13 protein-coding genes and 1 tRNA gene are annotated in these 13,514 nt (G+C 57.9%); 4 read left to right on the forward strand and 10 right to left on the reverse strand.

Features of this window, described 5'->3' with window-relative positions:
* Positions 1 to 14: 14 nt before the first annotated feature.
* Positions 15 to 581, reverse strand: a complete 567-nt coding sequence (locus GSQ73_RS04350) for a helix-turn-helix transcriptional regulator (RefSeq protein ID WP_158881311.1) — start codon at positions 579 to 581, stop codon at positions 15 to 17.
* Between the two features lie 277 nt (positions 582 to 858).
* Here GSQ73_RS04350 and GSQ73_RS04355 point away from each other — a divergent pair, with 277 nt between their 5' ends.
* Together GSQ73_RS04355 and GSQ73_RS04360 are read left to right on the forward strand one after the other, a co-directional pair.
* Positions 859 to 3,984: a TonB-dependent receptor gene (locus GSQ73_RS04355; protein WP_158881313.1), complete on the forward strand. Its 3,126-nt coding sequence runs from the start codon at positions 859 to 861 to the stop codon at positions 3,982 to 3,984.
* A 197-nt stretch (positions 3,985 to 4,181) separates the two neighbouring features.
* Positions 4,182 to 6,059, forward strand: a complete 1,878-nt coding sequence (locus GSQ73_RS04360; protein ID WP_158881315.1) for an MFS transporter — start codon at positions 4,182 to 4,184, stop codon at positions 6,057 to 6,059.
* A gap of 23 nt (positions 6,060 to 6,082) precedes the next feature.
* On the opposite strand, the gene GSQ73_RS04365 is transcribed toward GSQ73_RS04360, so the two are convergent.
* From GSQ73_RS04365 to GSQ73_RS04400, 8 genes are all read right to left on the reverse strand, one after another.
* The gene (locus tag GSQ73_RS04365; RefSeq protein ID WP_158881317.1) at positions 6,083 to 6,955 is read right to left on the reverse strand and encodes a beta-lactamase induction protein; all 873 of its coding nucleotides are present in this window, start codon (positions 6,953 to 6,955) and stop codon (positions 6,083 to 6,085) included.
* Between the two features lie 98 nt (positions 6,956 to 7,053).
* Positions 7,054 to 8,028 (reverse strand): NAD(+) diphosphatase, encoded by a 975-nt coding sequence (gene nudC / locus GSQ73_RS04370; RefSeq protein ID WP_158881319.1) that lies wholly within the window; start codon positions 8,026 to 8,028, stop codon positions 7,054 to 7,056.
* Positions 8,029 to 8,037: 9 nt separating this feature from the next.
* Positions 8,038 to 8,406, reverse strand: coding sequence for an iron-sulfur cluster insertion protein ErpA (gene erpA / locus GSQ73_RS04375; protein WP_158881321.1), 369 nt, complete (start codon positions 8,404 to 8,406; stop codon positions 8,038 to 8,040).
* A gap of 46 nt (positions 8,407 to 8,452) precedes the next feature.
* Positions 8,453 to 8,872 carry a polymer-forming cytoskeletal protein gene (locus tag GSQ73_RS04380; protein WP_158881323.1) on the reverse strand — a complete coding sequence of 140 codons (420 nt, stop codon included), beginning with the start codon at positions 8,870 to 8,872 and terminating at the stop codon, positions 8,453 to 8,455.
* On the reverse strand, positions 8,859 to 9,614 hold the full coding sequence (locus GSQ73_RS04385; RefSeq protein ID WP_158881325.1) for a DUF6776 family protein: 756 nt from the start codon (positions 9,612 to 9,614) through the stop codon (positions 8,859 to 8,861). Before GSQ73_RS04385 ends, GSQ73_RS04380 begins: the two co-directional genes overlap by 14 nt.
* 102 nt (positions 9,615 to 9,716) lie before the next feature.
* A complete protein-coding gene (bfr, locus tag GSQ73_RS04390; protein ID WP_158881327.1) occupies positions 9,717 to 10,187 on the reverse strand; it encodes a bacterioferritin in 471 nt (156 codons plus the stop codon).
* A gap of 155 nt (positions 10,188 to 10,342) precedes the next feature.
* On the reverse strand, positions 10,343 to 10,540 hold the full coding sequence (locus GSQ73_RS04395) for a (2Fe-2S)-binding protein (protein ID WP_158881329.1): 198 nt from the start codon (positions 10,538 to 10,540) through the stop codon (positions 10,343 to 10,345).
* A 66-nt stretch (positions 10,541 to 10,606) separates the two neighbouring features.
* Positions 10,607 to 11,167: an RNA pyrophosphohydrolase gene (locus GSQ73_RS04400; protein ID WP_158881331.1), complete on the reverse strand. Its 561-nt coding sequence runs from the start codon at positions 11,165 to 11,167 to the stop codon at positions 10,607 to 10,609.
* Positions 11,168 to 11,332: 165 nt separating this feature from the next.
* On the opposite strand from GSQ73_RS04400, the gene GSQ73_RS04405 reads away from it, so the two are divergent.
* Both GSQ73_RS04405 and GSQ73_RS04410 read left to right on the forward strand, forming a co-directional pair.
* Positions 11,333 to 11,409, forward strand: a tRNA-Met gene (locus GSQ73_RS04405).
* A gap of 276 nt (positions 11,410 to 11,685) precedes the next feature.
* Positions 11,686 to 13,068 carry a site-specific integrase gene (locus tag GSQ73_RS04410; protein ID WP_158881333.1) on the forward strand — a complete coding sequence of 461 codons (1,383 nt, stop codon included), beginning with the start codon at positions 11,686 to 11,688 and terminating at the stop codon, positions 13,066 to 13,068.
* Between the two features lie 4 nt (positions 13,069 to 13,072).
* Here the strand turns inward: GSQ73_RS04410 and GSQ73_RS04415 are convergent, their stop codons facing one another.
* A complete protein-coding gene (locus tag GSQ73_RS04415) occupies positions 13,073 to 13,456 on the reverse strand; it encodes a metalloregulator ArsR/SmtB family transcription factor (RefSeq protein WP_158881335.1) in 384 nt (127 codons plus the stop codon).
* Positions 13,457 to 13,514: the final 58 nt, after the last annotated feature.

Here is a 13,514-nt window from a genome sequence, read left to right on the forward strand (position 1 = left end):
TTTTGCTGATCGAATCAGGCCAGATTGCCGCCTTGTCTGAGACGTTCCGCCAGTCGATGGTTGAAAGTCACCATCGCGATTGGATCTACGTGTGAACCGCCTGGGCCAAGAATGTCGTAGAGCTGACTGAGCAAATCCGTGTTTTCCGCCAGCGAGAGGTCGCTATTGGCAAGGCTCAACTCGGACTGAAGGATACGCATCGCGGTGTTCAGCCGTTGCGTATCGACTCCGCCGCCATCGGGCTGGGCGTGGGTGGAAAATTTCGCTCCACCTATAGAGCGTGGGGCGGAAACCTTCTCCGAGGTGTACTGCTCGTCCATGTTCAAGGTCGTGGAGTCAATCTGCAGGCTGCCCTCGCCCGCGACCAGCCATACCAACGAAATACCCAACGTCCGAGCCAACGTGACGCATCGCGCTCGAGAAGGGTCGGTATTGCCATCTCTCCAGCTGCGGACAACGCCTTCGGAAAAACCGCACATTCTGGCGATTTCCGTAGCACTTCCCACCCGTTGGATTAGTAACTTGATGCGTTCGGCGAAGCTTCCTGCGCCAGCAACGGTCGTGTTTTTTTGCGTATCCATATCTGCAACCTGTGGAAAACGGCGATGTTTAGGCCTATCTGAACAATATTGAACGGAAGGCGGGGAGAAATAAAGGTTAGGAAAGTGTTGACCTTCGTGATTTCTTGAACTAACTTCGTAATAACCTACGTATGCAGAACTCGCGTAGCACAACTTTAATCCATTTGTGGACCGCGCGGTATAGATCCGGCTTCAACTCCGGGCTTTAGATGTAACGGACACAGAAAAGTTTCATGCGCCCGGACAGTTCGGGCCGAACCATGGGGAGTCATCACGTATGAATTCGCGTAAAAATTTGACCACGAGCCAGCTGCGTCGTACTTCTCTCGCCATTGGTCTTGGGCTTTGCCTGATCGGAACTGGCAATGTTCTGGCTCAGTCGACGACCGGCTCCATATTTGGCCAGGTAGCAGTCGGTAGCGGCGAAACAGTGCAGATCAAAAGCACCTCCGGCGTAAATCGCCAAGTTGCCATCGATTCTTTGGGCCACTATACCGCCAGCGCTTTGCCGCTGGGCGACTACACCGTGACCTTGCAACACAATGGTCAGGCCGTGGATTCGCGCTCAAACGTCACATTACGTGTCGGCTCGGGCACTGAAGTTTCCTTTGCAGGTACGCAGAATGCGCAGAATCTGGGCGCCGTCACGGTCCAGGCCAATGCATTGCCGACTATCGACGTCAGCGCGGTTGATTCGCGCACGGTCATTACTTCTGAGCAGCTCGCCAAGTTGCCGATCGCCCGTAGCGCCGAAGCAATTGCATTGCTGGCGCCGGGTGTTGTTTCGGGATCGGGTCTGTTCACCAACGCCAAAGGCCAGGCAGTAATTTCATTTGGCGGCTCGTCGGTGACTGAGAATGCCTACTACCTCAACGGCTTCAATACCACCGATCCGATCAGCGGCTTTGGCGGCCTCACGCTCCCCTATGGCGCCATCGATCAGCAGGAAATTCTGACCGGCGGCTACGATGCTGCTTATGGTCGTTCCGATGGTGGTGTGATCAGCCAAATCGGTAAGCGCGGCACCAACGAATGGCATTTTGGCGCCGCCATACAGTGGACCCCAACCGATCTGCAGAACGATCCACGCAATTTCTACTACGTGAATTCGCGGGCGGATCTGAATCCAGACAAGGCTGGTACTCGGGGTGCGCTCCGCCAGTATCGTAATGACAACAAGTCGTGGACAACCACAGTTGATGCTTACATCGGCGGCCCGCTGATCAAAGACAAGCTGTTCTTCTTCGCTGCGGTTGAGGCCGAGCGCGTGGAAGGCCACGGCGGCTTCAATGCGCCTGTCGGGGGCGTTGCAAGCACGAACAAAGACACTCACGAACGCTACGATAACCCGAAGTGGTACACGAAGATCGATTGGAACATCACCGACAGCAATATCCTTGAGCTTACCGGCGCCTCCGACAAATCATCATTTCAGGGCACGGTCAACTCGTGGAGTCCGGTCACGCACAAGGACACCGGATTTAGCAGCTATGCCACCTCTACCAAAGTCGCCCAAGATCTGCTTTCGGCCAAGTTCACCAGCTACATCACCGACGATCTGACCTTGACGGCTCTGTACGGCAAGATGAAGGGCACGCTGTATAGCAACACGCCGGGTTATGACGCGTCCAATACGTATCTGTTTACTCCGGAAAACGAGAACCCGGCATATAACGGAGGCAACGTTATCCGGAACGCCCAGAATGTTATCCAGGTTTCCGATCCGGAGCACCAGACGCATACGACGGACCTGCGCATCGACTTGAGCTACAAGCTGGGCGATCACACCATTACCGGTGGTATTGATAACCAGAACGTGGCAGACGTGGACGATGGCGTGGTGATGGGTGGCCCGGGCTATGCCTGGGAATACGACAAGGGCTCGGCAACGACTTACATCATTGGTGGTCCGGAAACCGGGGCCGACTGGCAGTTGAGTCCGTGGGTACAGGCGCCTGGTTCTGCCTCGAACGGTTACTACGTGGCTCGCTATATCCAAAGCGCCAGCGCTTCGGTGCGCGTCAATCAGCATGCGCAATATATCCAGGACGCCTGGCAGGTCAGCGATCGCTGGTTGATCAAGGCCGGCCTGCGCAATGACCAGTTCACCAACTACAACGGCGTCGGCGTGCCTTATCTGCGTCTGACCAGCCCGCAATGGGCACCACGCATCGGATTCAGCTGGGATGTCAATGGTGACTCGAGCTTCAAGGTTTATGGCAATGCCGGTCGTTATTATTTGGCGATGCCTGCTAGCGTAGCCCAGCGCTCCGCCGGTGCTTCTTTGTACACTCGTGAATACTTCACCTACAGCGGCATTGATGCCAATGGTACCCCGACAGGTCTGACACCGATCCAGACCAGCACCGGCGGTCCGATCTCAGCCAACTTGGAATACGGTATCCCGCGCGACCCGAAGACGGCAGCGGCGACGAACCTGAAATCCGAGTACCAGGACGAGTACATATTTGGCTTCGACAAGAAGCTGGGTGATACCTGGGTATACGGTGCCAAGGCCACGTATCGCGATCTGCGTAACGCGATCGATGATGTCGGCGACTCCCCGTCCATTGCCGCCAAGATGGCTGCGATGGGCATCGATCCTGCCACCATCGGGACGATCCAAGGCAGCTATTTGATCAATCCTGGTGCCACCAACATCTTCGAAATTCCGAAGGTCGGCGGTGGCTATTACAGCGTGGCAATGGATTGGAAGAATGACTTCCATTTCAACACCAACCTGAAGCGCAAGTACTACGGCTTGGACATGTACCTGGAGCATCCCTTCGATGGCAAGTGGTTCGGCAAGATCGACTACCTGTACTCGAAGAGCTACGGCAACAGCGAAGGCCAGGTGCGCTCGGACATCGGGCAGACTGACGTGTCGGCCACGGTGGACTGGGATTACGCTGCAGTAATGGATTACGCCAATGGCGACCTGTCCAACGATCGCCGCCATCAGCTCAAGGCCTTCGGCGCGTATCAGTTGACTCCAGAATGGATGGTGTCGGGCAACTTGGCGGTTCTGTCCGGCTCGCCACGCACCTGCCTGGGTGCCTACGGCGCCGACCAGACCTACCCGGGTCTCGGCTATGGTGACTATCACCACTTCTGCAACGGTTCACCGTGGTCGCCAGGCAAGACACACAATCCTTGGACCTATACGCTCAGCCTGGGTGGCGAGTACCGCCCGGAATGGGCTGACAAAAAATTGGCGTTCAATGTATTTGTCTACAACGTGCTCAATCAGCAGAAGACCACGCAGACTTATGCCATCTACGGCAATTCCAAACCGGATCCGGATAACGGCGGCGCCATTGATGGCCTGAACATCAGTTACCTGAGGCCCTATACCGCGCAGACCCCGCGCTACGTTCGTGTTGGTGTCACGTACGACTTCTGATGCTTTGACGCGATAACTACATCGTTGTAGCTTCAAGAAAGCCGCTGGTAACCCCAGCGGCTTTTTTTGGCGTATCTGGACACGGCCAAAGGTAGTTCAAGGTCGTGACACTTGTCGTGTCGAGCGATTTATCAGAATCAGTTCTCGCAAGGAAAGTCTGATGAGCCAGCGCGAACGTTAATTATCAAGGGCGCCACATGAGCCAATTCGCGTTACTCCGCAAACGTCGATTCGCACCATTCTTCTGGACACAAGCCCTCGGCGCTTTTAACGACAACGCGTTCCGCAATGCTCTGGTGATGCTGGTTGCGTTTCAGATGAGGCTGGATGACCGGAGCGTGTCGCTCTATACCAACTTGGCGCCGGCGCTTTTCATCATTCCGTTCTTTCTCTTTTCCGCAACGGCGGGCCAGCTGGCAGAGAAGTACGAAAAGAGCAGGATCATCCGCTATGTGAAGTTGTTCGAGATAGGCGCCATGCTGCTTGCGGCATTCGGTTTCTATACGCATCACACATCGATGCTGCTTGTGGTCCTGTTTTTGATGGGCATGCACTCGACAATGTTTGGCCCGATCAAGTATGCGATTCTCCCGCAGTCGCTACAGCCCAATGAACTGGTCGGTGGCAATGGCCTGATCGAGACCGGTACGCAGTTGGCCATCTTGATCGGGATGATCGTTGGCGGCAGCCTGATGCAAGTTGCCGGCTTTGGAACACTACTCGCTGGTGGCGTGACGACAGCCATCGCAGTCGCTGGGTATCTGGTGAGCCGCGCCATTCCGACGGCGCCGGCAACCGCGCCTGACCTGAAGTTCAACTGGAATTTGTTCAGTGAAACAGGTCGCGTCTTGGGCATCACCCGTCAGGACCGCGCCGTGTTCAATGCCGTACTCGGCATTTCCTGGTTCTGGTTTTTTGGCACTGTGCTTACAGCCCAACTGCCGTCCTTTACGCGGATCAATCTTGGCGGCGATGGCTCGGTCAATATCCTGGTGTTGACGCTTTTCTCCATTGGAACGGGCATCGGCTCTCTCTTGTGCGAGCGGATGTCGGGACGTCGGGTTGAGGTCGGACTGGTACCTCTGGGCGCGTTCGGTCTGACCATATTCGGGATCGATCTTTTTTTCGCGCGCCCAAATGCGGCGCTGACGCATGGGCTGAACTGGATGGAATTTCTGCATTCCTCCGGCAATTGGCGTATTGCGCTGGATCTCGCGCTGATCGGCATGTTTGCCGGTTTTTACGTGGTGCCGCTGTTTGCCTTCATCCAGAGCCGCACCCCGCGCGATCGCCTGTCTCGCGTGATTGCCGGCAACAATATTGTCAATGCGATCTTCATTTGTGCCGCTGCCGGCTTCGGGCTCGGCCTTGGTTCGATGGGGCTGGGCATACCGCAAATTTTCCTGGTGACGGCCGTGCTCAACGCGCTGGTCGCGGTCTACATCTTCACCCTGGTTCCCGAATTCCTGATGAGGTTCATCACTTGGGTGCTGGTGAATACGCTTTATCGCGTGCGAACCGACGGAGCGCGAAACATCCCCGAAGAAGGCGCCGTGCTGCTGGTTTGCAACCATGTGAGCTACATGGATCCACTGTTGCTGATGGCGAATCTCCGCCGTCCGGTTCGTTTCGTCATGTACTACAAAATTTTCAACGTGCCTCTGCTGCGTTTCGTGTTTCGAACTGCGAAAGCCATTCCAATCGCGGGACACAAGGAAGATCCCACGGTGCTCCAGACTGCCTACGATGCCATTGATGATGCGCTAGCGGCAGGTGAGGTCGTCTGCATTTTCCCCGAAGGTGCGCTCACGCGTGATGGCGAGATTGCTCCATTTCGGTCCGGCGTCGAAAAAATTCTGCAACGTCGCCCGGTAACCGTCGTGCCGATGGCGTTGCGCGGTTTGTGGGGCAGCATGTGGAGTCGGCGCGATTCCACGCTGAGCAGGGCGCGATTGCCGCGGCGATTCCGTGCACACGTGGAACTGATTATCGACGCCGCTATTCCGATAACCGAAACCGTACAAGCAACGGGTCTCGAATCACGAATCCGCGCGTTGCGCGGGAATTCTCCATAAGCTGTCAGGAACGCACGGCTGCGTTAGTCGCCGAGCCAGCCACCGACGACGATCAACGCGACCACGCTCAACCACGCCAGCAGAGCGCGCAACAAGGTCGCACGCAAGCGGATCAGTTCGACCAGCGGGTCGCTGCGTTCTTCGGCGTAGCCATCGCCCGCCTCGATGTCCACGAGAACATCCGCTTGTGCCGCAGCACCTAGAAATTCCGGGCCCGACTTGTACCAGCTCGTGGGCGCTGCTTGTTTGTGCCACTGGCGCCATGCACCGATTACGGCGTCCCAGTGACCCACGATCGCGAGAGTGAACACCATAAACTGAGCTGGCAGCCAGTCGAGTGTGTTTGCCAGATACCCCGCCGCAGTCCGGCTGCCGTTATCCAGTGACAACGACTCATCCCGGCTCAGCGTCTGCGCAAGCCTGTAAAGCAAAGCACCCGCCGGTCCCAACAGAAAAAACCATAGAAGTACCGCGAAGCGCCGACGCAGTGCGGCGTATGCGATGGCGACGCCGAGATCCGGCGCGTTCCAAGCGATGCTGTTTCCATCGTCGGAAAGATGCTGCGCCGCAGCCTCACGACTGGCGCCGTCGGGCGCATGCAGGATCGCTTCGAGATCCGATTCGAACTCGCGCGGACCGAAGCAATACAACAACACGGCCAGCGAGAAAATCATCTGCAAAAGGTCGCCGATCGGCAAGCGATCAAGCAACCACATCAGCACCACGCACACGATCACGGGCAGCAAAATGGCAAGAAGCACGCGCCCGAATCCGCTGGTATCGGACAGCTGTCTTACCCAACGTCGAAACCAGCCGAAGTCGCGCGCCTGCGCAAGTTGCGGCAAGAAGTGGAGCAATCCAAGAGCGATGAGGGCGGTGAGTAGGCTGATGGCCATGCTGCTAGCTCGTGGAACGTTGTCGACATTGTATGCGACGAAATCCTTTCGGCGCAGGCTGGCTTGCTCAGGCCGTATCGACGCCAATCAACGCGACATCATGGCCGATCGGACACTTCGATAAGACTGTCCAGACTCAGTCCCGCACGAAGCATGAGCCAGTGCGACAGCAACTGGTAAGACACCGACAGTGCCGTGGAAGGAACGAAGGTTCCGTCTGCCAGACCATCGACAATCTGCTGTGGCGTGAACCAGCGTGCGTCTTCCAGTTCGTCGTCGCGCATGATGATTTCGCGTGACGTGGCGGTCGCGATGAAGCCCACCATCAATGATGCGGGCATCGGCCACGGTTGCGAAGAGTGATAATGCACCTCTCCGACGATCACGCCGGCTTCTTCGGCCACTTCGCGACGCACAGCGTCTTCCAGCGATTCGCCGGGTTCGACAAAACCGGCAAGCGTGGAATACCGGCCAGCCGGCCAGCCAGCCTGACGCCCCAGAAGGCAGGCGCCAGCATGTTCGACGAGCATAATGACGGCCGCATCGGTACGCGGGAAATGCAGGCGGCCACATTCCGGATTCGCACACTGCGCGCGATGACCTGCAGCGACCAACTGCACGGATGCGCCGCAGTAGGCGCAATGTCTGTTTTCGCGCTGCCAATGAGCCAAGCCCTTGGCGTATGCGAACAGGCCGGCTTCCATGGCGATCAGTTCAAGCCCTGCGACACGAAGGCCCATGCGGCGCGCATCAAGTGCAACTTCCAGCGCATCGATGCGATTAGGATCGTCGATCGCCAGCATGAAATACGTATGGCCTTCGGCGACACCGAGAAAAGTCGCAGGGATATCATCTAGAAGTTTTGTGCGATCGCTGGCATCGATCCAGCGCAAGGCGATGGCGTCGCGGCGAAGAAATGCTTCGCCGGCGCCATCGAGAAGAACGTAGCGGGTGTTGCCGGAACGCTGTTGCTCGTCGATCCACCCAGCCTTGTCACGGTGTTCGGCCTGTCGATCAAGTACGAGGCTGAGCCCCGCGAAGGTATTGATGCGCGGCGATGGCATCTGATCCATGAGTGCCGCTCAGGTCGAAAACGAAGAGCCGCAGCCGCACGTGGTCTTGGCGTTCGGGTTGCTGATCACGAACTGCGAGCCGCTGAGATTCTCGGCGTAGTCGATTTTCGCGCCAGTCAGATACTGCAGCGAGAGTGGATCGCACAGCAGCGTTACGCCTTCGCGCTCAATCGCAAAATCATCTTCGGCCTGGGCCTCGTCGAAGGTGAAGCCGTACTGGAATCCGGAGCAGCCGCCGCCGGTGATGTAGACCCGCAACTTCAACCCGGGGTTGCCTTCCTCGGCGATGAGTTCATGCACCTTGTGCGCGGCGGCTTCAGTGAACAGCAGTGGCGCGCCGCTGTTGCGATAGTCGGGAATGGTGACGATGGTTTCCATGTACTTCAGATGGGGCCGTGGCAGACAAGCGCAAGCATACTTTGCTTCAGGCCGCGGCGGTTTCTTCCAGCGCGACAGGCGCCGGCAGTTCGCGCTGCGCTTCCTCGACTTGTCGAGAGATCCTGCCGTTGACCTGCGCGCCGGCACTCATTTCGAGTGTGTGGTAGCGAAGGTCGCCGTCGATGTGCGCCTGCGGAGCCAGTTCCAGCCGCGCACTCACGTGCAAGTCGCCCGTTACGTGTCCGTTGATCACGGCATGAGGCACGCGAATTTCGCCCTGAACCTGTCCGAATTCGCTCAACGTGAGGATGGCATCGTCGCCCTCCCCTAAAACAGTTCCCTCGATGCGGCCGTCGAGATGCAAGGCGCCGCTGAAACGCAAGTCGCCGCGGATGACAGTACCGCGCGCGATAAGGCTCGTTTCGTGGCTGGTGTTGCTGCGCTCGTTGCGCCTACGGTTGAGCATCGTGATTCCCCTGAGCTGTGCTGATGATGTTGCCGTTCAACGCGTCGCCCCATGCGACGGTTCGAACGATGGGCTCTTCGCCATGCGGCTGGACGCGGATCTGCAACTGGGTCGGCCGGAAATCGGCCGGAATCGCCATGGTGCCCTGCAATTGCTGGAAATACATGAAGTGAAAGGGCAGCCCATCTTTCTGGGATGTATCGCCCAGCGCCGCCCAATCGAGTTGAACCACCTTGTCACCGCGCAGACCTTCGACGCTGGCCACGACATTGCCGGTGGTTTCGTCGCCACGTTTGGCGTTCTGGGTCAGGCTCAGGATGAGATTCCAGCCGCGCGAGCCGGTAATCGGCTGCAGCTTCACTTCCTGCAATTTGAGACCCTGGCGTTGGGCGTCGCCGCCCACCAGTCGGGAATAGAACCCGAGGTCCGCACGCAAGCCGCTGATTTCTTCCTCGCGCTGCGCCAAGGTTCCGCGCAGCGAACGGGTCGCGACGTCATCGACCTGAGCCGCGCGCTGAAGATTGGCGATCTGCTGTTTGAGGCCGTCCAGTTCGACGCTTTCAGCATGTTGCTGCCGCTGCGTTACGGCTGCTGGCGAGGCGTGTCGAGCCAGCAAGCTTGCGCAGAAAGCGGTGAATACCAGACTGCCGAGCCACGCAGCCCCCAGCCACAACCAGCGTCGTCGAGAATCCATGTCGTCGTGCCGGCGCACCACGAAACGCGGCGGTGGTCGTGAAGCCATGGAGGGCTTTCCGGCAAAGAACGAAGATATAGCCCTGCCGCGATCAACGCGTCAAGGAACGAGCGCACGCTTCCATCGCGCTCGTGCCGGGTCTCGGGAAATTCAGCTCTGTATTTTGCTCTGCAGGTAACGCTCGGCACCGATGTCCTTGATTAGGCTGAACTGCGTTTCGAGCCAGTCAATGTGCTCTTCCTCGTCATGCAGAATGTCCTTGAACAAATCCCTGCTGACGTAATCGGAGATGCCTTCGCTGTGCGCGATGGCTGCACGAAGATCCTGCACGGCGGCCATTTCCAGATCGAGATCGCCCTGCAATGTTTCGAGCACGTTTTCGCCGATGCGCAGTTTGCCCAGATGTTGGAGATTCGGCAGGCCGTCGAGAAAAAGAATGCGCTCGATCAAGTGATCGGCGTGCTTCATTTCCTCGATCGATTCCTTGTACTCATGCTCGGCCAGTTCGGTGTAACCCCAGTCTTTAAGCATGCGGTAATGCAAAAAATACTGGTTGATCGCGGTCAACTCGTTGTAGAGCACCTTGTTGAGGAACTCAATGACCTTGGCATCACCCTTCATGACTGTCTCCGCCGAACGATAAGTTGCGGGAACTATACGTACTCCAGGCAAGCGCTGGCGGAATGCGAATGGCTATGGTTTTCTCGCGGGTTGAGTCGAATTGCGAACCGCGCAGAGGTGGTTGTATCGAGCGCGCCATCGGTTCGCGCGCAATGTCAGGCGACGACGATCGGCAGCCGGTGGATCAAGCTTTCGACAGCTCGATCAAGCGTCACTCGAGCTTCCTGCTCGCAGCAGCCGCAGCAGTCGGAGCAACCGGTGCGGGCCTGTAATTGCGCAAACGAACGCACGCCATCGGCCGCTTCTCGGCGGATGTCGTGATCGGTGACGGCGTTGCACAGGCAGATGTACATGCGCGTATGAGAACGCGGATGCGAATGATTGTCAATAAGTTGCCCGCAACAAGGCGGACAGGTGATTCAGGCGGCTTCCCAACCAGGACGGGGACGGTCGATCGAGTCGTCTCCTGTTTCCCGTGGTGGTGTTGTGCCAAGTTGAAGGCTGCAAAGCCCTTCGACCATCGGCGCGAAATGGCGCAGGGCGCGCTCGTAGACTTGACGCTTGAAGTTGACCACATGCGCCGCCGGATACCAGAAATCTACCCAACGCCAGATATCGAACTCGGGTTTTTCACAGGCGTCGAGTTTCAACGCCTCTTCGCTGCCGACGAGCCGAAGCAGAAACCAGACCTGTTTCTGGCCGATGCACGTCGGGCGCTGGTGGTGGCGCACATAACGGTTGGGCAATTTGTAGCGCAGCCATCCATGCGTGGCCGCAATCACCTCGACATGCTGCGGGGCCAAGCCGGTTTCTTCCTCCAGCTCGCGGTACATGGCTTCCAATGGCGTTTCATCGGTGCGCATGCCGCCTTGCGGAAACTGCCAGCCGTCGCGATTGACTCGACGCGCCCAGAACAACTGGCCGGCCTCGTTCAGCAGCACGATGCCGACGTTCGGACGATAGCCATCGATGTCGATCATGTCGCCTCCTGGGCCCTTGACGCGAAAAACCACGTCGGTCCTGCGGTGGATTCAACCACGGCGCGCAAAGTGGCAGCAAGCGCGAGGCTTGAACCGTATCAGCGCTACCACTACACTTCCGCGCCCGCACGGTTCGCTCCGAACCCGTCGAATCGGGATTCCCAAGGCTATGTAGCTCAGCTGGTTAGAGCACAGCACTCATAATGCTGGGGTCGGTGGTTCGAGTCCACCCATAGCCACCAGTTGTGTCTAATCCACTGACACGAATTGGTTTCTTAGCATCGCCGCACCGTTTTGGCCGAGTGCTACAGCGAGTGCTACATAAAGTGCTACAGCGCAGACAGAAATACTTCACCTCCCGCATAGTCATTCCTCGTGACCTTCAGGGCCTTCTAGGCCGTGTTGAGATCACCAAGAGCCTCAGGACGACGGACCGACGCGAAGCCGGGCGCAAGAACTTGCTATGGGAGCCGCATATCGGCACCCTGCTCAGTTTGTTGAGAAGGCATGGGCGCGCAATGAAGCAAGGTGACCTGGACGAACTGACGCAGCGCTACCTCGCGGCCACGTTCGACGAGATTGAAGACCGTCTCGCGCTTGATTGGACCGCTGGCGGCCTTGACGTTTATTCCTCGCAACTCAATGAGCGCTGTCACGAACTCTCTCAGGCCTTGGCTGCTGCCGATGTTTCCTCGACGATAGAGCTGGCCGTGGGGATGGCGCCGGAGGCCGAGGCTATAGCGCACCGTAAGCTCGCGAGACGCTTGATCGAGGCGCAGCTGCACTCTGCCCATGCGGAGCTTCGTGCGCTTGCTGGCGAGCCATTGAGGCGTCCCGAGGCGGCCACCAGAGGACTTGGGGCAGCGCCGCAGCCGAAGGCTAAAGTGAGTCCGAGGGTCTCTGCTGTCTGCGCCATGTACTCAGAAGAGCGTATCGCGCAGGGCAAGTGGACACCCAAGACTGCCGAGCAGAGCAAGAAGATATTCCAGCTCATAGCTGGCCTTCTGGGAGATCCATTTATCCACGAGGTTTCTAAGGATCACGTCCGCCAACTCGGCCTCGACATCACACGGCTACCGGCCAACATGACTAAAAGGTATCCCGGCCTGACAGCTCGCGAGGTATTAAGCAAGGTGCAGGGCGACGCTACAACGCACAGGCTCGAACCGCGAAGCGTGAACAAGCATTACCAGCACGTGCGAACTTTGTTCCGTTGGGCCGCTGATCACGATCACATCGCCCAAAGCCCAGCCACGATACTCCGCGAGGTGGAGGAAGGGCGCGCCCAAGATGCTCGGAAGGCCTTCGACGACGCCGACATAGTGGCGTTTTTCTCTGAAGCCGCGAAGCGTTCCAAAGAGCCTTACGGTCTATGGGTGCCAAGGATCATGGCGCTAACCGGTTGCCGTATGGGGGAGGCGGCCCAGCTGAGAAAAGTCGACATCAGAGTGGACCAGGGAATACCTGTGTTCGACTTCAATGAGGAGTCGGATGAGCCGAGCCATAAGACTCTCAAGACGGACGGCAGCACTCGCGTCGTGCCGATTCATCCACGGCTGTTAGACCTCGGCATATTGGCGTTCGCCGAGAGTTGTAGTGGGGAGTTTCTCTTTCCCGAACGTGTCCGGTACACGGCTAACGACAAAAGGGGAAATGTTGACCGGCTGTCGAAGCAACTCACACGCTGGCTGCGCAGTGCCGGGGTCACCGACCCGAAGAAGAAAGTCCAGAGTTTCCGAGGCACGATGACGACGAGGTTGAAGGACTTGGGAGTTCCTGAGTATCACATCGCAGAGCTTGCCGGTCACGAGAACGACAACATCACAACGGGCAGGTACGGCAAGAGAAGCAGCTTGCCGAAGTTGCTGGACGTCCTCGCTCTATTAGTCTTGCCTGTCTGAACCATTACGCGGCTTCGTTGCGCTGCTTTGGGCGCAATACTGCTTTGGAGTCCTTTGCCTTGGTGGGTTCGCAGACATCTTGGGCGACGCCGCAATCCCCGCCTGATTGGCTGCAGCAGTGATCGGTCAGGTAGCCGATGAGACCGTTCATGGCTTTGATCACGGGCGAGTAGTACACGAACCTACCGCTCGGCCGACTGACTACCAAGCCGGCGTGGGACAGCTCTTTGAGATGGAATGAGAGCGTCGCGTTGGGTACGCCCAGCTTCTCGGCGATAGCGCTCGCTGCTAACCCGTCAGGCGCATGCTCGATCAACAGACGGTAGACCGCCAATCGCGATTCTTGAGCGAGCGCGGAGAGGATGGTGACTGCTTGTGTGCTCTTCATTGCCTTGGCCGTGAGGGTCGTGGTGCAGCATGAGTGAGTGTAGTTCCTGAGGGGCCGA

This window comes from Rhodanobacter sp. L36 (assembly GCF_009765755.1).
Classification (GTDB): domain Bacteria; phylum Pseudomonadota; class Gammaproteobacteria; order Xanthomonadales; family Rhodanobacteraceae; genus Rhodanobacter.